Here is a 26313-nt window from a genome sequence, read left to right as displayed (position 1 = left end):
AGTCTAGCAAATAAGGGGCGGCGTGAGAAACCTTGCCCTACAGAAGAAGCTGTAGCAGATTGTTGGCATTAAGCTTCTTCAGCGCGTTACATTTATACGTCGATACCTGCTTTTCGCTAATCTGCGTCATATGCGCAACATGTTTTACCGATTGTCCGTTAACCAGCCTGTCGAGAACATTGAACTCCATGCCTGTCAGACAACAGTTCAGGCTGCGTACCCGACGGGGCTCTTTTGCGAACATATACGCCGCATCCACGACGGCAATTCGGTCATCAATGATATACAAGGTCAGCGTGGTAAAACGCTTTCGCAAATGCGTTGCCAGTGCCCAGCCTTTTTCATTGCACACCAGATAAACGGTTCCCTCCCAGCACCTGGCCTCCAGTTGCAGCAGAATGTCGACCAGCGCCAGATGCGTTCTCGTGACGGAAAAGCGGCAACGTACAACGAGGGTGTCGCAGGCCAGCAGCGAACGACGCCACTTTACCGTGCCGCACTTCACCTGAGTCGGCGCGTTACGACGCAGAAGGGCATAGCGCAACCCTTCGGCATAAAAACGATTATTATCAAGAATGACGTAATTCACGGCGGCCTCTTTATAACGTACTGGGCGTGTAAATAATGCGTAGCGTACCGGTGTAATCCCCGGCATTTTTGCTGCTGGCGGCAAAGGCAGGCGTTTTCAGGATAATAGGGGCGGGTACGCACAGTACGCCCTCGCGCCCGCCGGGCAGCACGACCTGACGCAGATACTGTGGATCGTTGGTGCCTTGCCAGACCACGGTTTTACCGTTAGCGACAGTTTCGGTTGCGCCAGTGATGGGATTGGTGACAAAGACCTGATAGTCGAGACGATCCCGTGCATCGGTCTGACTTCCGCCACGTCGCCGGATTGAAAACGCGCCTTCGGCACGGCCTGAAGCGTTGAGCTCGTTGTCCTCAAACCGCAGATAAGTGCGTGTGCTGGTACTGTTTTTGCCGTCGTACAAGCACATATCCAGCGTGTTTTCCCCCTGGATCTCGCTGCCGCCGGGCCGCCCCGGGAAGTTGGTCAGGTTGAGGTTAACGATAGGTGTTGAGTGTGGAAATGCGGGCAGATAAATCTGCTGATTACCCGGATCGACCACCTCAATGCGAATATTTGCCTGCCAGTTGGCGATGGTGAGATAGCCCGGACATCCGACATTTCCGTCATTGAAGTTCCCGCCACAGTCGGCGCTACCCCATTGACGCAGGTTCTGCTTCAGCGTTGCGGTCCAGATTCCTGGCTGGGTGAGCTTATCCAGTTCGCTTTTCACAATATAGAAATCGAAGTAGGGTTCTCGGTTCCAGGCTGCAATATCTTGTGTTCCTCCCGCGACAAAACTGGCAAAGGTAAAGACTTTGTTATTGATAAACAGGTAGTGATCGCCATACACCTTAATATCCACCGTTTTGTTGGTAAGGGTATGCGTAAAACGTAAATTGATGGCATAAGGCGCGGCCGGGTTCGCCGAGAACCACACCGGGGCGGTCATACAGGCGCCATAGGTGGTATCGGTACGGGATAAGCAGGTCAGGGTATTGCGTCCCCACTTTTGCGGATCGGCGGCATCATAGCCGCCTGATTCATGAAGCCAGATATCGAAACGCGCGGGCGGTGCCATGCGATCGTAGCTTATACCGACGCTGGAGTTTCTTCCGGCCGGGGCGCCGGCTAGCGTCTGGCCAGCCCACAGGAGCAGGAAAAGTAAAATAATAAGGCTTTTGTTCACATCATTTCCCTTTAGTGAGGTTGTCTGCGTTCATGGCAGTCGGGCCGGTCGGCACGCTACGTCCGGCGAGCATTAGCTGCGCCTGTTGCTGGACCGTATCCGGCAGGGCAGAGAAGGTTAATTCCCGGCAAGGGATCGACCCGACATAACGCACGACGTCGCGCATACTCTTCACGTTTAGCGCGCACTGATAAAACTGCTGCTGACGCACCAGGTAGAGGTTATGCAGCAGAGCGTTGCTTTGGGCGCTAAACCCGCCGTTGCCAAGGTCGCTCCAGCCGTTTACGTTCAGGGGCACGCCGCCAATAAACGGCGAATGTTGTTCGTCGGTTAACTGGCCGAGCCATGTGTAGCTTGCGGTGGTTTGCACGTGCCGACGGAGCAGTTTGCCTGGCACCATAAACAATGTTCTGCTGCCGGAACCTTGTGTGATTTCACTGCTGGCACCTCGGGAGACATCCAGCGATTCGTTAATCGTCAACGTCGTCTGCTGATAGCCAGGCACGGCGAAGAGGGCGCGGCTATTGCCTGGGATATCTGCGCTGCCGCCGTTATCCAGCGACACAGCGACGCGCGGATCCTGGGAATATTCCGGCGTGGCAACGTTAACCGCGATGGCTGAAGCAGGGCGTCCGTCGCTCCAACGGCCCAGCCACAGGCCAGAGCGAGATAGCGCGAGCGTTGAACTGTAATTGCCGCTGCTGCTCAACGTATGACGCCCATCCTGACGATCCCAGGCGTCGCTGACGGTCAGACTACCGTTGCCATAGCGTCCGCCCTGGCGCGTATAGGCAGAGGCATTGAGCGAATCGCTGTTAATGCCTGACGCGCTCAGTCCATACTCATTTTCACCACGTGCATCGGCATACCAGTTGTGCGCCACGTTGTAGCTCAGCTGGTTTTTTTCATGCTGCTGGTGCTGCCACGTCGCGCCCAGAGAGGTATAACTCGTCGCATCGCCCTGACGGTTATGCGCCATTGACAGGCTTACGCTCAGGTAGCCGCCTTTATCCCTACCTGCGCGGGAGTCATCGTTTCGCATGAAAAGGTTAATGCTGCTGTTGATGTTCAGGCCGCGAGCGTTGAAAGCTGTACTTAAGCCGCCCTGCCAGGCCCGCGTGCGCGAGCGGGTCATATAAACCGAGTCCCATGGCAAGCCTGCATCGTGGCGATCGTCACTGTCCGGGAGTTCCCGACGAGCAACGTAACGTCCTTCGTTGCGGTTATCTGAATACCCCAGACTCGCGTACCAGGTGCCGACAGGGACGGAGAACATGACCGACAGGCTTCGGTAACAGCCATTCACGGCGTCAAACCCTGCGCTTCGGGTATTGCAGTTTTCTGCTGATAACGCGTTGCGATAGAAGCTCAGTGAAAAACCGTCGTTATAGCTGATTTGCTGAATATTGCCGCGTTGACCTTCGCTGCCGTATAGGTAGCTAAAGCGGGTACTTAGCACGCCATCGATCGGGCCGGTGTTGAAACCGCGGCTCCAGTCGAGCGCATTTTCCAGAAAAAGCTGGTTTTTTTTTATTGTTGCGCCGCTGGTCAGCGCCAGCGTCGGAGTGACGGGCAGGCGGATGCCCGCTTGCGCGACCGCGCTGCGTTCGTCGTTTTGATCGTTATTGTCAGTTTCGCCTGCCTGCAGGAACCACTCGACGCGATCGAAAGGTGTAATGCCGGTTCGGGTAAACGGTACCTGCTCGGTGCGCGTCAGCCGGTTATTTTCATAGACGGACAACGTCACGGTATAGCTCCCGTCCGGGAACGAACGGGTGTCCAGGGTTTGCGCCCCGGCATTCAGATAAAAACTGGCCAGCAGTTGATTACCCCGGCGGGCGTCAATACGCGCATCATGAGAAAGCAATACGGTGATAGGCGTACCCTTTGACTGCTGAACCGGATTGATCCATGCCCTTGTTGAGCCTGTGCGCAAGCCGCGAATTTTACCCAGCGGCAACTGGCTGAGATTGATATTCCCGCCGGCATTGCTGAACAGATCGCGAGTGTCCATCTCGCCCAACTGAACATAGTATTGGCGCCAGATATCCTGACGAAACCAGGCATTGTTGACGGTTATCTCCTGTTGCTGCTGGTGCTTCGAACGTTGCCCCATCCAGGTCCAGTCGAGGTTAAAGTAGCCGTCCTGGGTGAGTGCCAGCGCGCCATTGCCCTGAACGGTGGCTGACTGGTAATCCCTGTCGGCAACAAAATTGATATTCTGCTGATGGATTAACGCATTCTCGGTGTCCTGCGTGGGCTGATACCACTGGCTTTCAGTGGTTTGTTTAGGCAGAAATTTCTTGTCGAAAAAAAGATTAATACGGGCGTTATTTTCATCATAGATAATGGCCGCGCGCTGGGTATCAAGGTAATCGCATCCCGTTGCGGAGCCATTGCTGCTGCATGCCAGATTGCCGTTACGGGCCAGTGGAACGGCCAGGGCTGCAGACACGGTGGCAATGAGGGCAGGATCGTCATTAAACTGCCGTTTGATGGCCGTGACCACGGTTTCAGGCGCGACAAAACTTACTGTTTCAAGTGTGATATCCGTTTCAAAAAGGCCAAGCGACTCGCCATAGAGATTGACTTCTGTCCACAGGCGCTGTGTTTTCGCCAGATCTTCAAAACCTGCAGGGACGGCCATCTCTGCGCAGGCGAGTTGGATGGATGCGGGTAACAAAGCAACTAAGAGGAGAGTATTTCTGTGAAACGCCATGACCGAGCCTCGACATCATCCTGACGTCAGAGGGTGGGCACCCTCTGACGTTATTCCTTAGGTACTGTGGTGTTACGCACCGCCTTCCGTGGTTGTCGCCTGCGTCAGCATCAGGCTGACAACGCCGCTGTACTGACCGGTTTTCAGAATGCCTTTGGTGGTTTGCGAAATGGTCAACGGCAGTACTGCGGAACCGTTTTCAATGCTGCCAGGGAACAGTTCAGTTCCGGTAAATTCAGCATCGGTGGTAGACAGTGTTTTATCACCCAGAATGACCGTCATCGGTACAATCTGGTCACCATCCGTGTTGGTGAGTTTTGCCGCACTAACGAGGCGCACTTTGACGTTGCTGGTGGCGGAGTTAGACCACACCTTGGTGTTAAGACGGTAGCTTTCCAGACCACGACCAGGCAGGTACTGCATGTCGATGCTGGCCGGCAGCGGCGTGTTATCGGCCTGGGTCATATCCAACTGTGAGTCAACGCTGGCGTTAACGGTAATATCTTTTTGAATTGCCAGCGCGCTAAAGGACGAGGTCATCGCGGCAACGATCATCAGAGGTTTAATATACTTACGCATTGATATCTCCATATTTACAAATGAGCACCTTGGCTCTTTCAACGAACTACGTGGGTTTTTACTGTGATGTCGTGTTATTGCACGACGGGTAAGTCAGCTTCTTCAGCGGTTTTATTCACCCAGTTGAAGTAGCGGAATTTATATTTCTGGCCATGGCTCATAGTGAGTGTTTTTAATTTCCGTTCAGTGTCCGGATAAATCGTCGCGTCTTCTTTTATCCATTTACACGATGAATTTGCATCACAAATACCAATCTCTCTGAGCGGTACACGCAGCGTGCCATTGTTTTTTAACGTCCCGCGGCGAGGGTCGAACGACAGTGAAAATACGTTTTTTTCTGGAGCAATATGGACCAGTGCGCCCCAAATCACGTTGACACCCAATGTCGCCATCGCGGCAGGGCTTTCTGCCTTGCCCGGAATAATGCTGTCAGGTTGTTTTACCCCTTCAAAATAGACGCGCCAGGTGGTCTCATTTTTCGGAGGCATAAGCGATACCAGACGAACTACGCGCATCGCGCCGGCCGCGAGGGCAAATTTTTCGGGTGTAACCACCACGCCGTCTTCTTTCCATGACGCCACGTCAATTTCTTTTTCCTGAGCCGTGCCGGGATTAAGAATTTTCTTTTGCCTCACCCGAATGAACTGAATATCATCCGTTTTTGAAGCCACCTTAATTTGCGCCGCACCGGAACTGTCTACATTCAGTTCCATGGGATACACGCTCATATTGGCCATTGTCATTTCTGAGAAAAATGGCAATGACAGCGCGGCGACATAAAAGGCGGTTGTCATGCTCACTCTTTTTTTCTGTTTCACAATCAGTCTGCCTGCTCTGAGTTTAAAGGCGGCGCGTTAACACCAGGACACCGTCTGCTTTCGTATCGCTTCAGGGCAGGGAAACTTTAACCAGAACAGCGGTTTGTGAAAATTTGTATTAGTTAACTCGTTATATACAGTTTTTTATCCTGCTTTTTTGGCTTTAAGGTTGTATAGTTAAGCGAAAATACCGCGGCCAAGGATGGGAAGAAAATTCCTTCTGATGAAAAAACAAGCAGATCAGGAGGTGGTTTTCATGTCGATGTACCAGGGAATAAAAAGCATGCGGTTACAGCCGAGAATAAAAGATGTTTTTTATATGCAATAATTCGTTGTTATTTGATCCTGAAGCACATGCAATAAGCCTTGTTGGACAACCTGAGACTGTATTAACACTTTCGGCGCCAGCCGTTCGTCTTTTACAGGAATTTATTAAACACCGAGGACGCGACCTGAGCCGGGAGGAATTGATCACTCGCGTATGGGAAGAGTTTGGCTTTACGCCATCCGGAAATAATCTTAATAAAGCGGTAAGCGAACTGCGTAAAAGCTTCCAGTCTCTGGGAGAGGGGCACGAATTTATCGTCACTGTCCCGCGCTATGGATTCCGTTTTGATGCCGATGTGATTTTTCAGCCTGGTGAGAACATTCAAGCCGCTGAGCCGCAATCCCCTTCCATGCAACCAGACATACAGCCCCGGCGCACTTACCTGAAAAGATGGTTGATTATAGCGACATTGATCGTCGCAGCGTTGGGGGCGGGCATTTACCTTAGCCGTCCGCAGGAGATAACCGTTCCGGCGAAATTAAAGCCGGTCGAGGAAAAAATCGCACGTTGTAGTGTCTGGATTATCAACGATCATGGACGACAGTTAGTGCTCTCGAAATTAGCCGAGCGACTGGAGGCCAATAACGTGGCTTGTGAGCGCGAGGAGTACGATATTTATTATTTCAGCGCTCGTTTTTCGCTCGCCACTGCCGATGAAATGTTCATCGGTGCCTGCCCGGTCAGTAAAACCAGCCTGTGCAAGACTATTCGCTATAAAAGTGGGGCCGAAAAATGAAAATAAGGCTTCTTTTTGGATTGGGCGGTGCTGTGGTTGGCGGCGCGCTGGCGCTGTTTTACTATTGCGGCGCGGTCGGCAAAAGCGATGTGCTGGCCTGCAGCACTGAATTTAACTTTACGCGCAATGAGGGAAAAACAAGTGAAGTGAAGGTCAATACCATAGCCCAGTTCTATTTTCATCGGGACGGTACAGGCTTGACCACCTACAAAGGTGCGGCAAGAGCTGGGGGGCAAAATTTGATTATTGACAGGGATGTAGACTTTACGTGGGAGCGGCGGGACGATGACAACGTCATTGTATTGAGTTACACCAAAACCTGGCGTCGACACAATGACAACACCCCCGATGCCCAGTGGGGAAGCTTTGCCTGGCCGACCGCTCGCTACTACCTGACGATTTCTGAACTTTCACCCGCCGTGTGGCTGATTCAGGACCGGCGTTATCCTACCTATATCTGTCGGAGTGAATAAGGTATAAAAAAAGAGAATGCCATTGGCATTCTCTTTTTTCGTATCAGTGATGCTGCTTAATCGCGGCTGGCGAAGCCCAGAATGCTCAGCAGGCTGACGAAGATATTGTACAGCGAAACGTACAGGCTAACAGTGGCGCGGATGTAGTTGGTTTCACCGCCACGGATGATATTGCTGGTTTCAAACAGGATTGCGCCTGAAGAAATCAGAATAAACACCGCGCTGATCGCCAGATGCAGTGCCGGCAGTTGCAGGAAGATATTCGCAACCATACCGATCAGCACAACCACGATACCTGCCATCAGCATCCCGCCGAGGAAGGACATATCTTTCCGTGTGGTCAGCACATACGCAGAGCAACTGAAGAAGACCAGCGCCGTACCACCCAGCGCCATGCCGATAACGTCACCCATACCTGCAGACAGGTAGGTATTCAGAATTGGCCCCAGAATGTAGCCCAGGAAGCCGGTAAAAGCGAAAGCTGACAGAATACCAACGGGTTTATCCGCCGTTTTATAGGTCAGGAACATCAGACCATACATACCCACCAGCGTTAGGATCAGTCCCGGAGAAGGCAGCATCAGCACCGTACTGGCGGTCGCGGTGATCGCTGAAAACGCCAGCGTCAGGCTGAGCAGGAAATAGGTGTTGCGCAGCACCTTATGTGTGCTGAGTAGCGATGTACGATCGCGCGAAGAACTAATAATACGATCCATGAGTCACTCTCTTATGACAGATGTAATTAATGATGAAGGATAATGAAATCAAGGGGAATGACACAGCGGTTTTACCCATCTTTACGCAGTTTAACCCGCCAGGCTTAAGCATATTATTTCAGCAAAAGCTCCCGAATCAGATGTTAGCACTGTATGTGTAAAAATGCCTGTTAGATATCGGCCAGGTTACTGAAAAATATTGCGTTATTCCCGTTTCTCTCTGACAGTGACAGCGGTGTCATCATAAACAGAGCAATAAGGTAAAGGGAATGGCTCAAGATAAAACGAAGAGATTTACATTTACGCTGTTGGCTGTCTGTTTGATGTCGGTAAACGGCGCGGCGAGGGCGGCAAATGTTCCGGCAGGAGCAGTACTTGCAGAAAAACAGGAGCTGGTCAGAAACAACGGCAGCGAACCGGCGTCGTTGGATCCGCATAAAGTCGAAAGCAACGTGGAGTTTAATTTAATCAGCGATATGTTCGACGGTCTGGTGGCAGTTAAGCCGGATGGGTCTATTGAACCCCGTCTTGCCGCCTCCTGGGAGAATAAAGGTAACACCGTCTGGACCTTTCATTTACGTCCGGGCATAACCTGGTCGGATGGATCGGCTATCACCGCACAGGATGTCGTCTGGAGCTGGCAGCGCCTGGTCTCGCCGCAAACGGCTTCACCATATGCCTCGTATCTGGGCAATATGCACGTGGCGAACGCGGTCGATATTGCTCAGGGTAACAAAGATCCCGCTACGCTAGGGGTCAAGGCCCTGGATGATACCACGCTGGAAATTACCCTAACGCAACCGACGGCGGCATTTCTGGCGATGCTGGCGCACCCGTCGTTGGTCCCGCTCGATAAAGTGCTGATTGGCCGTTTTGGCGATAAGTGGACCCGCCCAGAGCATATTGTCAGCAGCGGAGCGTACAAATTATCGCAGTGGGTGGTCAATGAGCGCATTGTTGCCGAGCGTAACCCGCATTACTGGGACGATCGGCACACGGTCATTAATAAAGTCACTTACCTGCCCATTAGTTCAGAGTCTGCTGACGTGAACCGCTATAAGGCGGGTGAGATTGACATTGTGTATAGCGTACCGGTCAATCAGTTTGCACAGTTGAAAAAGACCATGGGCGATGAACTCCATGTCTCGCCTCAGCTTTCAACCTATTACTATCAGTTCAATACGACCAGAGCGCCCTTTAATGACCCGCGCGTGCGTCGGGCGCTGAATATGGCGTTGGATAAAGACATCATTGCGCAAAAGGTAATGGGCCAGGGGCAACGTGCGGCGTGGGTTATCAGCCAGCCTGAAATAGGTGGGGTACAACTGCATGCGCCAGAGTATGCGTCGTGGCCACTCGACAAACGCATTGCTGAAGCTAAAAAACTGCTCACGGAGGCCGGGTATGGTCCTGACCATCCGCTGAGCTTAAACCTGCTCTACAACACCTTCGAAACGCACCAGCGTATTGCGATTGCCGCATCGTCAATGTGGAAGAAAAATCTTGGCGTTGAGGTGAAGCTGCAAAATCAGGAATGGAAAACCATGCTGGATACTATGCACACCGGTAATTTTGACATTGTGCGCTATGCGTGGATAGCCGACTATGACGATGCCTCTAGTTTCCTCAATATTTTCCGCACCGGGGACAGTGAGAATACCACCGGGTACAGTAGCCCCGCCTTTGATGAAGCGATGCATAATGCAGCGAAAGCAAGTTCACTGGAAGAGCGAGGTAAAGACTACCAGCAGGCTGAAGATCTGTTAGGTGAGGATGTACCTGCTATTCCGATTTATCACTATGTTCGCACACATCTGGTGAAGCCGTGGGTAGGAGGATTTGCGCCGGATAACCGCGGAAATTACTACACCAAAGATATGTACATCAAAAAACATTAAGCGTGGCAGCCGCTATTTGTGCTGAATAAATGGCCAATTTGTTTTTATTTCAGTCGATTAACACTATTTTGGCTGTTTTTCAGGCAAACGAACACATTGGTACTTTACAGGTCCGTTCGGGATGTTTATAGTGCGCCTCATTGGAAGCGTGGCCGAGCGGTTGAAGGCACCGGTCTTGAAAACCGGCGACCCGAAAGGGTTCTAGAGTTCGAATCTCTACGCTTCCGCCAAACATGAAAAGGGGTTGCCGAAAGGCAACCCCTTTTGCTTATAAGGAAAATTTGAACCTGTTGTTGTGAGAGTACGTGCTGTTACGTTCCCTGAAATTGGCAAGGGAATGGAATAACCGAGTAACCACCATACTTACCACTTCAGCCCAGGCGAGCCCAGGGTAACTTCTTTTTCGCTGGATATGATTGCTGCTGACTCTTCGAAAATAAAGCCCTCAACATTAAGTGTGAGGGCTGGTAATAATTAATTGTTATATTTTCCTAAAAACACGATGGCGTTGTTGTCCGAAATGAATAATGTATAATATTCATTTGATGATACCGGTTTAATACCTTTTTTTATCATATCAGATAGTCTGTTTTTATTTTCTTGCTCATCCCCATAACCATGAAGGGTTTGCGTGAACCCTTTGTTGACCAATTGATATGACGCTAAAAACTCAGTGGCGGGAAAAACGAAATAGCCTATAAGTGGTTTATTATCTATTAATAACTTTGCTCTTTCATTTTTATTCAATTGGCCTACAGTACCAATGGAGGCGATGTCTTTATGAGAGGCAATGTCTTGCGCAATCATGTTAAAAACAAAATCTTCATATTCTTGTTGTGACTTCATAGCGTTGCTTAATTGAGCGCTAAAAGCAAGCGAAGCAATGACTGGGATCAGTGCAGCGTATTTAAAACGAGGAGCGAAACGCATAATCGGTATAGCAATTATAACCAGTATAACTGAAAACGAGACTAAAGTACGGGGAAGTACTGGTGCGTCCTGAAGCAATAATGTTGGTCCCATAAGTGAAATAATGAATATTAAAAAGGAGATAGCTCCATACAAAATAAATGTTGCTATTTGCTTAATATTAGTACGGTAAGCAATGAGCATAAACACGCAACTGATAAGTATTGGGATTGCGAAGTAAATGTAAACCGGGTGATAGAGATAAGAAAGAACCATTTCTTTTAAAGCAATTAATGTTTTGGCCAGATGCTCCAATCCACTCTGGTCTGGATGTATTAATTCTGCTCGAGAGTTATTTTTGGGCGAGAAGAAAAGCATATAGATAAGAAAAAATGATGCGAATAAAATTGTTTTCTTGCATAAGAAAAATATCGATCCCTTGATCTTTATATCTTTTTTTGTTGCGATGATGATTACATCAATTGCAAGCAAGCCAATAAAAATATTGGCACATGGTTGATATAAGGTTAAAGATAATACGCCAGTTACTAATTTTGTTGCAATCTCTATCCTCTGGTTTTTATTTTTATAGGTATATGCAATCACCGCAAGGAAAAAGGCAATCGACATTCCGAGACTATCATATCTGTACGCAATATTCTGCAAAATGAATGGATTGAATATTAAAAGTGCTGCCACCATATTTGCGTTCGAAATGTCTGATTTAAACAGATGCTTACTGAGCGCAAGCGAAGATGCACCTAAGAAAATACATGATGCGAGCATTGTATAAGGAAACAGGTCAAGGTTATAGTGCCCACTGGCAGAAAAAAACCTTGTTAAAATATCTGCAAAAGGTCGACCTAAACCACGCCAGCCGTAATATCCAGTTATAGATCTATCTAAGTCATCTCTATAATATATGCCTGCCTGGATTAAGGGATAGATAAACAACAGGGCTAATCCTGAGTAAATAAACAATGCTTTTTTATCGTATCTGGAGAACATTTTAAATCCTGTCTTGTTTTTTAACTATATAGCGTGGCCGTTGTTTGGTTTCGATGTAGATTCTACCTATGTACTCACCGAGCACACCGATACCAATTAACTGAATACCACCCAGGAAAAGGATTGAAACAATAATAGATGGATATCCCGCAACCGGATTTCCCCAAAAAATCTTGTCTATAATCATCCATGCACCGAACAAGAAGGATACGGCGGCTACAAAAAAACCAATGTAGGTCCATATCCGCAATGGGAACGTTGAGAAACTGGTAATACCCTCCAGGGCAAGATTCCACAATTTCCAGCCATTAAATTTTGATTTACCAGCAATGCGTCCTGCTCGTGTGTACTCAACAACATCAGTACTGCCACCGACCCAGCTAAGCACACCTTTCATAAAGAGATTACGTTCCGGCATGAGTTTGATGTTATCAATTACATCGCGGGACATAAGTCTAAAGTCACCAACGTTTTCTTCGATCTTCGGATCGCTTATTTTATTATGTAATTTATAGAACCACTCAGCGGTTTTACGCTTCAGTTTTCCATCCGTGGAGCGGTCTGCACGCTTTGCCAGCACAATATCTGCACCCGCAAGCCACTTATCGACCATCAATGGAATTATTTCGATTGGATCCTGTAGGTCAACATCGATCGGAATAACTGCTTCACCAGAGGAACGCTCAAGGCCTGCAAAAATTGCTGGTTCTTTTCCAAAGTTGCGCGTAAATGAAATGGGGACGACGAGCTTATCAGATACGGCGAGAGCATTAATGATTGATTCTGTAGCGTCTTTGCTACCGTCGTTGATAAACACAATTTCGACATCATATTTTTTTAGTTCTTCATGCCCACGCACCGTGTTGTAGAAAATAGGTATTGTATCTTCTTCATTGAACACCGGCACAATCAGAGAGATTTTCATTTCGGATCCCTAAAAACAATGAACCTTGAGTATAAGAAGCCACATACCAGGCTGATACAGGAGAACTCTATCAACGTTATGAGAGGGGAAATGTTGTAGTGATCGGAGACCTGACCAGAGATAAAGCTCAGTAGCCCCATAAATCCAACAAATAGCACATACCCCCGGCTGGTGGCTTTTGCACTAAATGTAAATTTTGCGTTGGCAAAAAATGAAAATGTCACAGCTATCAAAAACGCCACCACGTTGCTCACAGCCTGGTCATTTTTCATGATGTATACCATGATGCCGAACACCGCCCAATGTAATGCCGTGTTTACAATCCCTACGGAAATGTAGCGTGAAAGTAGCTTTATCATAATTAAGAAAGGTCTAATAGAAAGTGTGCGAGTTTAACATTGATGCAAAACGAGATCGACACCTCGACTCTGACCTTTCGCAGAGGCTTGTTTTGCGATACCTCCGAGCGACTGTGCCGGGGGCGCGGTTTTCCGCTGAGCCACAAGACTGCAACACTAACTCTCAGAAATGAGAGGCCGATCCTCTGAGCAGGACTTTTGTCCTCAATCCCCTGCAAACGTCTGGTTACAATCCCTGCATATTTTCAATACCCATAATTCAGGAATTGTTATGACTGCACATATTAATGCTAAACCGGGTGATTTTGCGCCAACTGTGATTATGCCGGGCGATCCGCTACGCGCGAAATTTATTGCCGAAAACTATTTAATAGATTACCGCGAAGTTACCAATGTGCGCAATATGTTGGGCTATACCGGTCTTTATTTTGGACAACCCGTTTCGGTAATGGGGCACGGAATGGGCATTCCTTCAATGACGCTTTATGCCCATGAACTGATACATGACTTTGGCGTGCAGAGAATTATTCGCGTCGGTAGCCTGGGGGCAACTCAACATCATGTCAAAATGCGCGATATTATCCTTGCCGTCGCTGCCGGAACGGATTCCGTTACAAATTTAAAACGTAGCGCGGGCTACGCAATGGCGACGTCTGCACATTTTCCACTATTACAGCAGGCGTGGATGTTGGCACAAAAGGCCGGAATCGATATTAAGGTCGGTAACGTCTTCAGTGGCGATCTTTATTATGATCCTGACGAAAATTTAATTCCGGCACTGGAAAACTTCGGTGTGCTGGGGGTGGATATGGAAGTGGCAGGACTCTATGCCCTGGCGCATCAGTTTAGTATTGAAGCACTGGCTATTTTAACCGTATCCGATCATTGTCTGACAGGAGAAGAAACAACGGCTGAAGAACGACAGTTAACCTTTAAAAATATGATTGAGCTGGCGCTAAATACTGCCGTTACGGCTTAGCCCTGACTTCTAATTGAACCAATCAGAGATGGCATTATATGAAGAATAAAATAGCACTTACGCTGATTAGTTTTCTGGCAAATTTTATAATGGCAGGGTTTGCCAGTCAGTTCGGCATGCTGATTGAACCGATTGCAGTACGCTACAGTGCCGATGTAAATACTGTCGCCTCGATATTTTCGTTACTCAATGGCGGAGCATTAGCCGGGACTATCGCCGCCTTTTTCCTGATAGAAAAAATTGGTGTGAAGCGTATGACGCTCATTATCTACTCGATAGTGTTCCTCTGCGCGCTGGCGATGCACGTAAGCCCCGGCTTATGGCCGGTGATGGTCGCCATGGCCTTAGTGGGATTCTGTGGGGGGATTGGCCTGTGCGTGGCGGGAACGATCGTGGTTTCGGTTTGGCAGGATCGCATTCAGAGCACAATGCTGGTGGTACAGGATGCTACCTTTAACGTGGCGGGCGTGGTTTTTCCGCTGATCACTACCTTTGCCCTGACGCATAATATGTCGTGGAGTTATAGCTACCTTAGCGTTGGCATAGTGGCCTTACTCACGCTGGGAGTTGTGATGCTAACCCGCTTCAATGCCTGTGAAACGGCTCCTGAGGCGGATCGCACAGACGCAGTGAAATCAGAGTGGAATCCTGGGATTATTAGCGGCGGTATAGGTCTGTTTTTAGGCATGCTGGCGCTGTACACCTTCCTCACCTGGGCACCGTTATTTGTGAAGAACAAGTTTGGTATTCCGTTTGAAGAGGCCGGGAATATTATTACCCAATACTGGGGGGCTGCGCTGGTGGGGGCGTTAGTCTCTACCGTGATTGTTGCCCGGGTGAAGATCCATTATTTCCTGCTCAGTATTATTCTGCTGGCGTGTGTGATTACCACCATTATCGTTACCAAAGAACAGATCTCTGGGCTTGATTATCTTGCCTACAGTTATGGGTTTGTCTGTGCGGCATTGTATAACTCCTTTATTGCTTATGGTGTTTCTTTTGTGAAGCGCGCGAGTAGTCAGAACGTTTCATATATTTTAATTAGTGGTAGTGCCGGGGCCATGTTTAGTCCGGCGATCAGCGCCCTGATGGAAAAAACGATGGGACTGCAGAAAATTATGTATGCAATACCGGTGTTGTATTTAATTATCTTCGTCATGCTGATGGGGACACTCAAACTCAAACGTAAATAAATACAGTAATAACGCTTACCTCCTTAATTAGATAGCCAGCCGCCACACCCTTTATCGGGTGGGGCGACTCACAACCTTACTCAAAGGAATTGAAAATGCTGAAGAAAAATATATCAATGCTTAAAAAAACAGTTCTGGGTACTGTATTTGCTATCAACTGCACGCAAGCCCTTGCGGCTGATTATACTGATGGCAATATTCGCAAAAATGATTTTAACTGGATGCAATTGAATTTAATGCAAAGTGTGGATGCGAAAGTACCGTATGGTATTCGTAATGACACCTATCTGGAACTGGAGTTCGGTGCACGTTCCGGAATTATCGATCTGTATGGTTATGTCGATTTTTTTGATATTTTAGACAGCAAGCAGGACGACCGTCACGGTGGCGATAACTTCTTCGCCAAGATTTCCCCACGGTTTTCCCTGGATGCTATTTTTAATAAAGATTTATCCGTGGGGCCGTTTAACGAATTCTATATCGCGACGGTGAATAACATTGGCGATCGGGAATTGTTTGAACATTACGTTGGTTTAGGTACGGATGTTAAGGTTCCATGGTTTGGTATGATGGGAATGAACATCTATGCACACTACGTTCGTGAAAACTACGGCGCGGATAACGAAGGTAAGTGGGATGGTTACATGTTCTCGACCAACTGGTCGACGCCGTTCTATACCTTCGCCAACGGCAGTTATCTCAATTATCAGGGATACTTTGACTATCAGTTTGCCGCTAACAAGATAGCTAACCAGCCGCTATACAGTAATAACGCGATTGAATGGTATAACGGCATTTACTGGCATTCAGAGCACTACGCGGTAGGTTATGGATTGAAGTATTTCCGCAATATGGCATTGATGGAAAACCATGGTGGAGCAGGGCGCACCACCGGTCTTGGTCACTATTTCAATCTCACCTATAAGTTCTGATAGCGACCCGACGGCACACCAACACTCAGAATGGTTGGTGTGTCAGTCAATGATGTCGTTGCCGAGAAATTGGCGTAAACCTTCCAGATCCTTAATTTCCAGACCTTGTTTCGTGCGCGTTACCAGCCCGGCATCCGTCAACGCTTTTACCGCCCGTCGATATACCCTGTCGGTGGTGCCGAATCGCTCCGCTTCCTGATATTTTTTATGAAAACCATCCATCGGTTGCTTGTTCTGATGCTGGCGATACAGGTCGTACGCGACGTTGTGTACGATCGGGTAGAGCATCCGGTGCAGGAAAATTTCTAACATATCCTGATAGTCAACGGCCATCGCGCTGGCGAAAAATATCGCCAGTCTGGGGTGTTGGTTCAGCGCCTCTTCCAGGCGTTCACAGCTACACACCGCAACGGTCAGCGGCTCTTCGGCTACGATATCCAGTTGGCAGCGGTAACCGGTAAAAAACTCCATTTCTCCAAACAGTTGCTCATCACATTCCATTGCGCCCAGTTGAAAACGACGCCCATTCTCAGCGCTGTAGCGCAAAGAAATTCTGCCCGACTGCACCATAATCAGGCGATCAACAATTTGTCCCTGGCGATAGAGATATTCATCTTCCTGGATAATCTGGGTTTCAGAGAGCAACTCCAGGAATATTTTCTCGATTAAGGCATCATCCTGCTGCCAGATATTGTGAAAACGACCTTTGGTAAGGGGTTTTAGCTGCATGGCCTAACGTCTTATGGTTTGAGATATTTCTTGTTCTGACTGTATGCCATCTGTTGAGTAATGTCATTAAACGTGAGCAGGGCCAGCGCGATGCTGACCCCGACGTATTAAGGATGGCTGATAAAGCGAGACAGCCGTTGGCGCAACACGCGGTTTTCCTGACGCAACTGCGCGTTCTCTTCTAACAATGTCAGCGCAACGGCGATTCCCGGCCAGTCAAGCTCCAGCTCCTGGCGCAGGCGCATTGCGCGTCGCATTACGGTCAGGGCATGATCGTCAAAGGTCTCGTCTTCATGGGGTTCAATCACCCCTAAGCCGACAATCTCATGCAGTTCCTCTTCTGATACACCGGTGTACAGACAAAATTCGGTAATGCTAAAGGTGACGGTGACGTTAGCCATTATGCTTTCCCCACTCTTTGCGCGGATCAAAGGTCTTTTGTGCATCTGCCAGCTGTTGCCACAGGGTGGCTGTGTTGTCGTCAGGTTTCGGCGGCATCACGATTTTGATCACCGCGTACAAATCGCCGGTATGTTTTTTACTCACCAGACCTTTGCCTTTAATGCGTAACCGCTGCCCGGCCTGACTGCCCGCAGGGATGGTTAACAGGATGCTTTCTTTCAGCGTAGGTACGGTCACTTTCGCGCCCAAAGCGGCTTCCCACGGTGCTACGGGAACGACAACTTCCAGATCCTGATTGACGATATCAAACAGTGGGTGCGGTGCGATATGAATCACCAACCACAAATCACCATTCGGCCCTCCGTTTTCACCAGGGGTACCCTGGCCTTTCAAACGGATACGCTGACCGTTGCCCACGCCTGCCGGGATTTTCACGTTGAGCGTTTTGGGAATTTCCCGTTCAACCATGCCGAAGGCATTGTAAACCGGCAGGTTGTAACTGATAGTGCGGCTGTGCTCAGTGAGCGTTTCTTCAAGGAATACGGCAACTTCAATTTCAATATCGTGTCCGCGGCTGGCATGGCGCTGTCGCGTGTGGTGTGCATGCTGACCAAAAATGGAGGAGAAAATATCGTCGAAATCTTCGGCGCTGTAGTTTTGATTCTCTCCTTGCTGGAATTGACGGTTGAACTGAGGGTCGTTGCGGTGCTGCCACAACTGGTCGTACTCGGCGCGTCGCTGTTCATCACTCAGTACTTCCCAGGCTTCAGCGACCTCTTTGAACCGGGCCTCTGCGTCAGGCTCTTTGCTGACATCAGGATGGTATTTACGGGCGAGTCGACGATAGGCGGTCTTGATTGTCTTGAGATCGTCTGTCGGTTTCACGCCCATAATGGCGTAATAATCCTTTAATTCCATAGCGTTCTCTCGTGTAAATCAACACTTGCAGAAGGTGAACCCTGACAAAAGGTGTCACCGCTAAGTTTAGGGTAATCCTGATAACGGCGAATGCCAACCGGGAAGAAAGGGTATCGGTATAAACGATGCTGGCGTCGCACCACCAACAGCGCGTTGCAAGGTGGTGGCGTCTGTTGTGTGGTGCGAATAGTCGGATTAGCGAAATATCAGGATTTGGTCATCAGGAAGCGGACCGTGTCTGCATAGTTCTGTACGAAAGAATTAAGGTCATCTGATTTCAGTCCCTTCGGATTGATCATATATTTACCGTTAATAAAAATGGCAGGCACACCTTTTAAATCCACCGCTTTAGCCATTTCCTGTTGTTTGGCGGTGAGTGATTTCACGGCAAAGCTATTCCACGCGGCATCATAATCGCTGGCGCTAACGCCGGCGTTGATAAATACGTTACGAATATCGTCTGCTGTCTTAATCGTTTGTTTTTTCTGCACGGCATCAAAAAGCAATGGTTTCACTTTGTCCTGCACGTTCAGGAGAATGGCGACGGACCAGGCATGCGTCATGTCTTGCCCCAAAGGGCCTAAAAAATCGACGTGATACTCGGTGAGTTTGACATCAGCAGGCAGAACTTTTTTGACGTTATCAGTCACTTTAAACACTTCATCATATTGATAGCATGAAGGGCAGTAAAACGAGAAAAACTTCAGCGCCGCCGGTGCTGTAGCGACGGGTTTTTCCAGTGAGATAAATTCTTTGCCGTCGGTAAATGTTGCGGCCTGAGCGCTGACTGTGAAAAGTAATCCAATCAGGGGTAATAAATATTTTTTCATTTCCATATACTCTAAATAACATTTATTAAACATGTTGTTCTTGAAATGAACGGGTGTCCATTACGTTACGCTATAATACGATACTCACATTGAAAATGTGCTGAACCTTACTTTCATTTACGCATCAATACATGGCAGTACATTCGAAGTGTCTTTTTTGTACTGGTGTTAAATATTATCGGGCACCCTTTATAAATAATGAATAATAACTGGCGTAACATTTTAAGGTGTTATTTAATCCGCAATGTTATATTGTAATAAGTAATGCTGAAAATATGATGAATAATCATTTCACATATAGCGTTTTTATTGCGCGAAGGCGTGTATAACCTTCAAATAACAGGACATAACTTTACAGCGCAAAGGTTGCTAAAACCTGGCGAGTGGTTAAGATAACCCGCATCAATCTGTGAGGGTAGAATGGCGAAACGTCAACGGCTGGGATGGTGGTTCCTCTGTCTGGCATGTGTTGTGGTGATGGTTTGCACCGCGCAACGCATGGCGGGCCTGCATGCGTTGCAGATGAACACCGTTGCCACCAGCGTTGTCACAAGCGAACAAGCGCAACCTGATGAGGCTGCCCCGGTTACCCCTTGTGAACTGAGCGCGAAGTCGTTACTGGCTGCGCCGCCGGTACTGTTTGAGGGCATTATTCTGGCGCTGTGTCTGCTGCTGTCGCTACTGGCGCCAGTGCGGGCGTTTCGTTTACCTTTTTTCCCACCGCGAGCCATCTCGCCGCCCACTCTCAGGGTACATCTCCGATTTTGCGTCTTCCGTGAATGACAGAACAGCCGTTGCTGACTGTTAGATAATTATTCACGGAGAAAAACTATGATGACTGTTTTCAGGCAGGCGCTGCTCTGTCTGTTATTACTCTGGCTGCCCGTATCCTGGGCGGCTGACCCCGGCTGGCTACGTTCACCCGATAACGATCACGCCAGCGTGCGATTACGCGCTGATACCTCAGCCGCCGGTGAAACCCGTCTGCTGCTGGATGTTAAACTGGAAGATGGCTGGAAAACCTACTGGCGTTCGCCAGGGGAGGGGGGCATCGCGCCGTCTATCGCCTGGAAGGGCGAAATGCCGACGGTCGACTGGTTCTGGCCAACCCCTGCGCGTTTTGAGGTCGCCAATATTACCACCCAGGGGTATCACGATCGGGTGACGTTCCCGATGATGGTGCGCGGCAGATCGCCCGCCACGCTTAGCGGCGTGTTGACACTATCCACCTGTAGCAACGTTTGCCTGTTGACGGATTTTCCTTTTTCCGTGACGCCCACCGCCGAGGATCCGACTTTTGCGCATGACTACGCTCAGGCGATGGGGCAGATCCCGCTCGCCAGTGGCCTGACTGATTCTCTTCATGCCGGGGCGCGTGCTGGAGAACTGGTCGTTGAGGCGCAGCGCGCCGGAGGCTGGACTGCGCCAGGGCTGTATCTGGATGCCGTAGATGATGCGGATTTTGGTATGCCGCAAATCCAGGTTGACGGGGAAACGCTACGCGCCACGGTACCTGTCCATGATGGTTGGGGGGAAGGCGTGCCGGATCTGCGCGGTAAGTCGGTCACGCTGGTTTTGGCTGATAATGGCGTGGCGCAGGAAAGCCGTCTTGCGATTGGCGAAGCGCCAGCCATCGATAACGCTTCGCTTCCGCTGTGGCAGGTGGCGCTAATGGCGTTACTGGGCGGGTTGATTCTCAACCTGATGCCCTGCGTGTTACCGGTGCTGGGTATGAAGCTGGGTTCGATTTTACTGGTTGAGGAAAAAAGCCGCCGCCAGATTCGCCGTCAATTCCTCGCATCGGTAGCCGGAATACTGGTCTCCTTTATGGCGCTGGCGCTATTGATGACGGTACTGCGGTTAACCAATCAGGCGCTTGGCTGGGGGATCCAGTTCCAGAATCCGTGGTTCATCGGTGTCATGGTACTGGTGATGCTGACGTTCAGCGCCAGCCTGTTCGGGTGGTTTGAATTCCGTCTGCCTTCGGCGATGACCACCACGCTGGCGACTCATGGCGGCAACGGCCTGGCGGGACATTTCTGGCAAGGCGCATTTGCGACCCTGCTCGCCACGCCATGCAGCGCCCCGTTTCTGGGCACGGCGGTGGCGGTGGCGCTGACGGCCTCATTGCCGACGCTGTGGGGACTGTTTATCGCGCTAGGTCTGGGGATGAGTCTGCCGTGGCTGCTGGTGGCCCTGCGTCCCGGTCTGGCGCTGCGCCTGCCGCGGCCGGGGCGCTGGATGAATATCCTGCGGCGTTTGCTCGGCGTGATGATGCTGGGTTCGGCTATCTGGCTTGCGACATTGCTGCTCCCGCATTTAGGGCTGGCGGGGCAAAGTAGCGCTAAAGAGAGCGTGAACTGGCAACCGCTTAGCGAGCAGGCGATTGAAGAGGCGCTGGCGCAACACAAGCGTGTGTTTATTGACGTCACGGCGGACTGGTGTATTACCTGTAAGGTAAATAAATACAACGTCTTGCATAAAGATGACGTCCAGGCCGCGCTGCAGCAGCCGGATGTTGTGGCGCTGCGCGGTGACTGGACCCTCCCTTCTGAAGCCATCACCGAATTTTTGAAAAAACGCGGCCAGGTTGCTGTGCCGTATAACCAAATTTATGGCCCCGGTCTGCCGGAAGGTCAGGCGTTGCCAACGTTGTTAACCCGCGATGCGGTACTGCAAATGTTGAATGATGCTAAAGGAGTCACCCCATGAAGATGATGATTGTTCTGTTGTTAAGCCTGTTTTCCGCCGTCAGCGTGGCGAAAGAGTCTGCGCCATTTACCCTGGAGCAGGAAAAACAAATCGAAGCGCTTATTCAGGAAGCCCTGTTTAACGATCCCAACAGCCCACGAATTGGTGCAAAGCAGGCGAAACTGACGCTGATAAACTTTACCGATTACAACTGTCCATACTGCAAACAGCTCGATCCGATGCTGGAGAAAATTGTGCAGAAATACCCTGACGTGGCGGTGGTCATTAAACCGCTGCCATTTAAAGGGAAAAGTTCGGAACTGGCGGCGCGGACCGTGCTGACCACCTGGCATCAGCATCCACAGCAGTTTCTGGCGCTGCATGAAAAGCTGATGCAGAAGAAGGGCTATCATACTGACGTGAGTATCAAGCAGGCCCAGGAAAAAGCGGGTGCCACTCCGGTGACGCTGGACGCGCAAAGTGCTGAAACGCTGAGTACGAATCTGCAACTGGCGCGACTGGTCGGGGTGCAAGGTACCCCTGCAACGATTATTGGCGATGAACTCATTCCGGGCGCAGTACCATGGGAAACGCTTGAGGACGTCGTAAAAGAAAAACTGGCGGCAGCCAATGATCAGTAAGCTGCGCCGCTGGCTACGCGAAGGGCTGATCTTACTGGCGTTGTTGGCCGGTGTGATGCTGCTGATGGATGCCTGGCGTGCCCCGCAGCTCCCTGCCTCTTTTGACAGCACACCTTTACAAACGCTGGATGGTGAAACCGTCACGCTGGCAGCGCTGAGTCAACACGAGCCAGTATTGCTCTATTTCTGGGCCAGCTGGTGCGGCGTGTGTCGCTTCACGACGCCGGAAGTCGCCAGGCTACGTTCGCAAGGGGAAAACGTGATGACCATTGCGCTACGCTCCGGCAATGAAGCCGAGGTATCCCGCTGGCTGTCGCGAAAAGGCGTGGACTTTCCGGTCATCAATGATGCAAACGGGGCAATTTCCCGCAGTTGGGCAATCAGCGTCACGCCCACGCTGGTAGTAATGTCGCAAGGCCGGGTGGTGTCTACAACCAGCGGCTGGACCAGTTACTGGGGCATGAAGCTTCGGTTGTGGTGGGCGAAAACGTTCTGATAATCGTGCCGGGGAAACCCGGCATTTTTTATGCTGCCGCCGCTAAAACGGGAGGACATATTTCGTTGTCTGGCGAAGCAAGCAGGGTGATTGGTGTTCAGAATAGGTCACATTCTCTTTGCAGGAAAGTGCAATATGACGAGTTCTGTAGCGTCTGGACCTTCTCTGGTAATAATGATTGCCGCCACATTTGTCCTCGCCGGCATGGTGAAAGGGGTCACCGGTATGGGGTTACCCACCGTGGCGATGGGGATCCTCGGATCGCTTATTTCGCCGGTTGCCGCGGCGGCAATGCTGCTCTTACCCTCGCTTATAAGTAATTTGTTCCAGTTTGGCGGCGGCGGTAATACACGCAGATTGCTCAAACGGCTGTGGCCAATGCTGTTGATGGTAGTGGTAGCGACCCTGCTTGCCAGCGCCTGGATTACCGGCGGCGATACGGCCCGTACCCAGTTTGCGCTCGGCGTAGCGCTGGTGGCTTATGCCATCTGGACGTTGGCGGGTAAGACGATCGCGGTGGCCGCGCACCGTGAAAAGCCATACTCCCTTGTTGTTGGATTCGTTACCGGCTTGCTGACCGGCGGAACCGGCGTATTTGTGATGCCTGCGGTGCCCTGGATCCAATCCCTGGGTTTTGAGAAAGATGAACTGGTGCAGGCGCTGGGGATCTCTTTCACATTTTCAACGCTGGCGCTGGCGCTCGGACTGTGGTGGCACAATGCGCTGCCCGCACAGTCGCTGAGCTTATCGGCGTTGGCCATTGTGCCTGCGCTGATTGGTCAGTGGATGGGGACTCGTGTGCGACGGGTTATATCTCCGCTGGTTTTTAAACGCTGTTTTCTGTTGTGTTTGCTTGGACTGGGTGTGGAGATGATGGTGCGTGCGGCGTGACCCTTCGGTGACTTTAGCGCGTTTTCATGGCATCGTTAATTCAGATATTTAGCGCCAACGAGGTCACTATGGTATCCGTGATGTTAAAGGAAGAAGAGGGCGAGCTGGAGTCGCGCATGGCGCTCACTGCGGCAGTCATGGCCGATAAATCGCGCTCGCGTATGCTGTGTGCGCTGATGGATGGCCGCGCCTGGACCGCGACCGAACTTAGCGCCGTAGCGGATGTATCCGCTTCGACCGCCAGCGCGCATCTGGCGCGTTTGTGCGAACAACATTTTGTGGTGGCGCTCGCTCAGGGAAGGCATCGTTATTTTCGCCTCGCAAGCGCGGAGATTGCTGAACTGCTGGAACGACTGATGGGGGTGGCGTGGGCGACATCTACCCCTCGAAAAATCACCACGCCCCTAAGTTTGCGGCATGCCCGCACCTGCTACGACCATCTCGCCGGAGAAGTGGCGGTGAGACTGTTTGATACGTTCGTTTCCCGTCAGTGGTTAACGCCGGATGGTGAAACGCTAACTGAACTCGGGCAGGAAAAGCTGACGGAAATGGGGATCGTCCTCTTTACCGGCTCGTCACGGCGGAAATTAGCCTGCGGTTGTCTGGACTGGAGTGAGCGACGTTACCATCCTGGCGGCGTGCTTGGCGCAACGCTGCTACGTTGGTTTACTGAACAAAAGTGGATTAAAACGCAGACCGGTAGTCGCCATGTCACCTTTACCCCACCAGGGATCCGTAAACTCAATAGCGAGTTCGGTATTAAAACAACACGGTAGATGCCCTGTTTTGCGAAAGCGTTCCCGGAAAAATGTCCTGTTTCTGTCACACTCTGTTGTGATTGATAACAACAAGAGGTCGTAGGGATGAATAAATCGTTAATCGCCGCAGCCGTGGCAGGGGCTGTATTAGTGTCAGGCGCCGCGTACGCGCAGACCGCGCCGGAAGGCTACCAGCTTCAGCAAGTATTGATGATGAGTCGGCATAACTTACGTGCACCTTTAGCCAATAACGGCAGCGTTCTTGAGCAGTCCACGCCTAAACAATGGCCGGAATGGGATGTTCCTGGCGGGCAACTCACCACCAAAGGCGGCGTGCTGGAAGTCTATATGGGTCACTACATGCGTGAGTGGCTGGCAGAGCAAGGGATGGTAAAAACGGGCGAATGTCCGGCTCCGGACACGGTCTATACCTATGCGAATAGCCTACAGCGTACGGTTGCTACGGCGCAGTTCTTTGTTACCGGCGCATTCCCGGGGTGCGACGTTCCAGTTCATCATCAGGAAAAAATGGGCACTATGGATCCCACCTTTAACCCGGTGATCACCGATGATTCTGCCGCCTTCAGCCAGCAGGCTGTCCAGGCGATGGAAAAAGAGCGCAGCAAAATGCAGCTCAGCGACAGCTATCAATTGCTTGAGCAAATGACAGACTACAAAGACTCGCCATCCTGCAAAGAAAAACAGCAGTGTTCCCTGACCGACGCCAAAGATACGTTCAGCGCCAAATACCAGCAGGAGCCGGGGGTGTCAGGACCATTAAAGGTGGGGAACTCGCTGGTCGATGCTTTCACGCTGCAATATTACGAAGGATTCCCGATGGACCAGGTCGCCTGGGGGGAAATTAAGTCCGATCAACAGTGGAAGGTGCTGTCGAAGCTGAAAAATGGCTATCAGGACAGCCTGTTCACCTCGCCGGAAGTGGCGCAGAACGTCGCCAAACCGCTGGTGAAATATATTGATAATGCGCTGGTCACCGAACGCATGAAAGCACCGAAAATAACCGTGCTGGTGGGGCATGACTCAAACATTGCTTCGCTGCTCACCGCGCTGGATTTCAAACCGTACCAGCTTCACGATCAGAACGAGCGTACGCCGATCGGCGGTAAGATTGTCTTCCAGCGCTGGCATGACAGCAAGGCGAATCGTGATCTGATGAAAATCGAATATGTCTATCAAAGCTCGCAGCAGTTGCGTAATGCGGATGTCCTGACGCTGAAATCCCCGGCGCAGCGTGTGACGCTGGAGCTGAAAGGGTGTCCGGTAGATGCGAACGGCTTCTGCCCAATCGATAAGTTCGATAGTGTGTTGAATGAGGCGGCGAAGTAAAAGAAAAACTCCCCCGTGCGAGCGGGGGAGTCAGAGCGCTAGACGTTTTTGCGTTCGATAGTCTGTTCACCCCAAAAGAGCGAATCTTTGTCTGTTTTCTCAAAGGCTTTGATGAGCACCTCATCGCTACCTTCTTCCCAAATTTTTTCCGCCAGTTTCTCGTCATAATGCGCGACTTCAAAAATGGCTTCGGCTATTTCCGGCGATGTATTGCGCAGACTTGCCCATTCACCGACGTGATGGGCTTTCGCTTCTTGAGTTGGCATTCGAATCCTCCTGTT

27 protein-coding genes and 1 tRNA gene are annotated in these 26313 nt (G+C 50.4%); 14 read left to right on the top strand and 14 right to left on the bottom strand.

What is annotated here, in order from left to right:
- Nucleotides 1–37 precede the first annotated feature (37 nt).
- The 5 genes from ICA20_RS15600 to ICA20_RS15580 all read right to left on the bottom strand — a co-directional run bounded on the left by ICA20_RS15600 (nt 38) and on the right by ICA20_RS15580 (nt 5873).
- Entirely contained in the window at nt 38–589 is a 552-nt protein-coding gene (locus ICA20_RS15600) for a LuxR C-terminal-related transcriptional regulator (protein ID WP_038639461.1), read from the bottom strand.
- 10 nt (nt 590–599) lie between these two features.
- On the bottom strand, nt 600–1757 hold the full coding sequence (locus tag ICA20_RS15595) for a CfaE/CblD family pilus tip adhesin (protein WP_038639466.1): 1158 nt from the start codon (nt 1755–1757) through the stop codon (nt 600–602).
- 1 nt (nt 1758) lies between these two features.
- The gene (locus ICA20_RS15590) at nt 1759–4476 is read right to left on the bottom strand and encodes a TcfC E-set like domain-containing protein (RefSeq protein ID WP_038639470.1); all 2718 of its coding nucleotides are present in this window, start codon (nt 4474–4476) and stop codon (nt 1759–1761) included.
- A 72-nt stretch (nt 4477–4548) separates the two neighbouring features.
- The gene (locus tag ICA20_RS15585; protein ID WP_069323274.1) at nt 4549–5055 is read right to left on the bottom strand and encodes a CS1 type fimbrial major subunit; all 507 of its coding nucleotides are present in this window, start codon (nt 5053–5055) and stop codon (nt 4549–4551) included.
- A gap of 74 nt (nt 5056–5129) precedes the next feature.
- The gene (locus ICA20_RS15580; RefSeq protein ID WP_038639475.1) at nt 5130–5873 is read right to left on the bottom strand and encodes a fimbrial protein; all 744 of its coding nucleotides are present in this window, start codon (nt 5871–5873) and stop codon (nt 5130–5132) included.
- A gap of 308 nt (nt 5874–6181) precedes the next feature.
- Here ICA20_RS15580 and ICA20_RS15575 point away from each other — a divergent pair, with 308 nt between their 5' ends.
- Nucleotides 6182–6937, top strand: coding sequence for a winged helix-turn-helix domain-containing protein (locus ICA20_RS15575; RefSeq protein WP_038639478.1), 756 nt, complete (start codon nt 6182–6184; stop codon nt 6935–6937).
- Complete coding sequence (locus tag ICA20_RS15570; RefSeq protein WP_038639481.1) at nt 6934–7410, top strand: hypothetical protein; 477 nt, start codon at nt 6934–6936, stop codon at nt 7408–7410. The genes ICA20_RS15575 and ICA20_RS15570 overlap by 4 nt, the downstream gene beginning before the upstream one ends.
- A 56-nt stretch (nt 7411–7466) precedes the next feature.
- Here ICA20_RS15570 and yccA read toward each other — a convergent pair whose 3' ends face one another.
- A complete protein-coding gene (yccA, locus tag ICA20_RS15565) occupies nt 7467–8126 on the bottom strand; it encodes an FtsH protease modulator YccA (protein ID WP_003035917.1) in 660 nt (219 codons plus the stop codon).
- 269 nt (nt 8127–8395) lie between these two features.
- Between yccA and ICA20_RS15560 the strand changes: the two genes are divergently transcribed.
- Entirely contained in the window at nt 8396–10024 is a 1629-nt protein-coding gene (locus ICA20_RS15560; RefSeq protein ID WP_038639484.1) for an ABC transporter substrate-binding protein, read from the top strand.
- Nucleotides 10025–10166: 142 nt separating this feature from the next.
- Nucleotides 10167–10254 (top strand) — tRNA-Ser (locus ICA20_RS15555).
- Between the two features lie 244 nt (nt 10255–10498).
- Here ICA20_RS15555 and ICA20_RS15550 read toward each other — a convergent pair.
- The 3 genes from ICA20_RS15550 to ICA20_RS15540 are packed head-to-tail and all read right to left on the bottom strand — an operon-like array spanning nt 10499 to nt 13225.
- The gene (locus ICA20_RS15550) at nt 10499–11941 is read right to left on the bottom strand and encodes a glucosyltransferase domain-containing protein (RefSeq protein WP_038639487.1); all 1443 of its coding nucleotides are present in this window, start codon (nt 11939–11941) and stop codon (nt 10499–10501) included.
- A gap of 1 nt (nt 11942) precedes the next feature.
- Entirely contained in the window at nt 11943–12866 is a 924-nt protein-coding gene (locus tag ICA20_RS15545) for a glycosyltransferase family 2 protein (RefSeq protein WP_038639491.1), read from the bottom strand.
- Entirely contained in the window at nt 12863–13225 is a 363-nt protein-coding gene (locus tag ICA20_RS15540; protein ID WP_038639494.1) for a GtrA family protein, read from the bottom strand. Before ICA20_RS15540 ends, ICA20_RS15545 begins: the two co-directional genes overlap by 4 nt.
- 271 nt (nt 13226–13496) lie before the next feature.
- Between ICA20_RS15540 and deoD the strand changes: the two genes are divergently transcribed.
- The 3 genes from deoD (at nt 13497) to ICA20_RS15525 (ending at nt 16329) form a co-directional block, all read left to right on the top strand.
- Entirely contained in the window at nt 13497–14204 is a 708-nt protein-coding gene (deoD, locus tag ICA20_RS15535) for a purine-nucleoside phosphorylase (RefSeq protein ID WP_038639497.1), read from the top strand.
- Between the two features lie 38 nt (nt 14205–14242).
- Complete coding sequence (gene tsgA / locus ICA20_RS15530) at nt 14243–15397, top strand: MFS transporter TsgA (RefSeq protein ID WP_038639500.1); 1155 nt, start codon at nt 14243–14245, stop codon at nt 15395–15397.
- A gap of 95 nt (nt 15398–15492) precedes the next feature.
- Nucleotides 15493–16329 (top strand): outer membrane protein OmpK, encoded by an 837-nt coding sequence (locus ICA20_RS15525; protein ID WP_038639503.1) that lies wholly within the window; start codon nt 15493–15495, stop codon nt 16327–16329.
- Nucleotides 16330–16371: 42 nt separating this feature from the next.
- On the opposite strand, the gene ICA20_RS15520 is transcribed toward ICA20_RS15525, so the two are convergent.
- The 4 genes from ICA20_RS15520 to dsbA all read right to left on the bottom strand — a co-directional run bounded on the left by ICA20_RS15520 (nt 16372) and on the right by dsbA (nt 19208).
- Nucleotides 16372–17058 carry a Crp/Fnr family transcriptional regulator gene (locus tag ICA20_RS15520; RefSeq protein WP_038639506.1) on the bottom strand — a complete coding sequence of 229 codons (687 nt, stop codon included), beginning with the start codon at nt 17056–17058 and terminating at the stop codon, nt 16372–16374.
- A gap of 107 nt (nt 17059–17165) precedes the next feature.
- Nucleotides 17166–17459: a chaperone modulator CbpM gene (gene cbpM / locus ICA20_RS15515; protein WP_038639509.1), complete on the bottom strand. Its 294-nt coding sequence runs from the start codon at nt 17457–17459 to the stop codon at nt 17166–17168.
- Complete coding sequence (cbpA, locus tag ICA20_RS15510) at nt 17452–18378, bottom strand: curved DNA-binding protein (RefSeq protein WP_038639512.1); 927 nt, start codon at nt 18376–18378, stop codon at nt 17452–17454. The genes cbpM and cbpA overlap by 8 nt, the downstream gene beginning before the upstream one ends.
- Before the next feature lie 206 nt (nt 18379–18584).
- The gene (dsbA, locus tag ICA20_RS15505; RefSeq protein ID WP_038643102.1) at nt 18585–19208 is read right to left on the bottom strand and encodes a thiol:disulfide interchange protein DsbA; all 624 of its coding nucleotides are present in this window, start codon (nt 19206–19208) and stop codon (nt 18585–18587) included.
- 420 nt (nt 19209–19628) lie between these two features.
- On the opposite strand from dsbA, the gene ICA20_RS15500 reads away from it, so the two are divergent.
- The 7 genes from ICA20_RS15500 to agp all read left to right on the top strand — a co-directional run bounded on the left by ICA20_RS15500 (nt 19629) and on the right by agp (nt 26032).
- Nucleotides 19629–19991 (top strand): hypothetical protein, encoded by a 363-nt coding sequence (locus ICA20_RS15500; RefSeq protein ID WP_038639515.1) that lies wholly within the window; start codon nt 19629–19631, stop codon nt 19989–19991.
- Nucleotides 19992–20039: 48 nt separating this feature from the next.
- A complete protein-coding gene (locus ICA20_RS15495; RefSeq protein WP_038639518.1) occupies nt 20040–21920 on the top strand; it encodes a protein-disulfide reductase DsbD domain-containing protein in 1881 nt (626 codons plus the stop codon).
- Nucleotides 21917–22540, top strand: a complete 624-nt coding sequence (locus tag ICA20_RS15490) for a DsbA family protein (protein WP_038639521.1) — start codon at nt 21917–21919, stop codon at nt 22538–22540. The genes ICA20_RS15495 and ICA20_RS15490 overlap by 4 nt, the downstream gene beginning before the upstream one ends.
- Nucleotides 22530–23036, top strand: coding sequence for a protein disulfide oxidoreductase (locus ICA20_RS15485; protein WP_038639523.1), 507 nt, complete (start codon nt 22530–22532; stop codon nt 23034–23036). The genes ICA20_RS15490 and ICA20_RS15485 overlap by 11 nt, the downstream gene beginning before the upstream one ends.
- Nucleotides 23037–23171: 135 nt before the next feature.
- Entirely contained in the window at nt 23172–23927 is a 756-nt protein-coding gene (locus ICA20_RS15480; protein WP_038639526.1) for a sulfite exporter TauE/SafE family protein, read from the top strand.
- 68 nt (nt 23928–23995) lie between these two features.
- Entirely contained in the window at nt 23996–24703 is a 708-nt protein-coding gene (locus ICA20_RS15475) for a winged helix-turn-helix domain-containing protein (RefSeq protein ID WP_038639530.1), read from the top strand.
- An 87-nt stretch (nt 24704–24790) separates the two neighbouring features.
- Nucleotides 24791–26032, top strand: coding sequence for a bifunctional glucose-1-phosphatase/inositol phosphatase (gene agp / locus ICA20_RS15470; protein ID WP_038639533.1), 1242 nt, complete (start codon nt 24791–24793; stop codon nt 26030–26032).
- A gap of 38 nt (nt 26033–26070) precedes the next feature.
- On the opposite strand, the gene ICA20_RS15465 is transcribed toward agp, so the two are convergent.
- Complete coding sequence (locus ICA20_RS15465; protein WP_038639537.1) at nt 26071–26298, bottom strand: YccJ family protein; 228 nt, start codon at nt 26296–26298, stop codon at nt 26071–26073.
- Nucleotides 26299–26313 lie beyond the last annotated feature (15 nt).

It is taken from the genome of Citrobacter sp. C5_2 (assembly GCF_014596845.2).
Taxonomy (GTDB): Bacteria; Pseudomonadota; Gammaproteobacteria; order Enterobacterales; family Enterobacteriaceae; genus Citrobacter; species Citrobacter werkmanii.
Note: the sequence above shows the minus strand (reverse complement) of the source record. Positions and strands in the feature narration are given on the sequence as shown.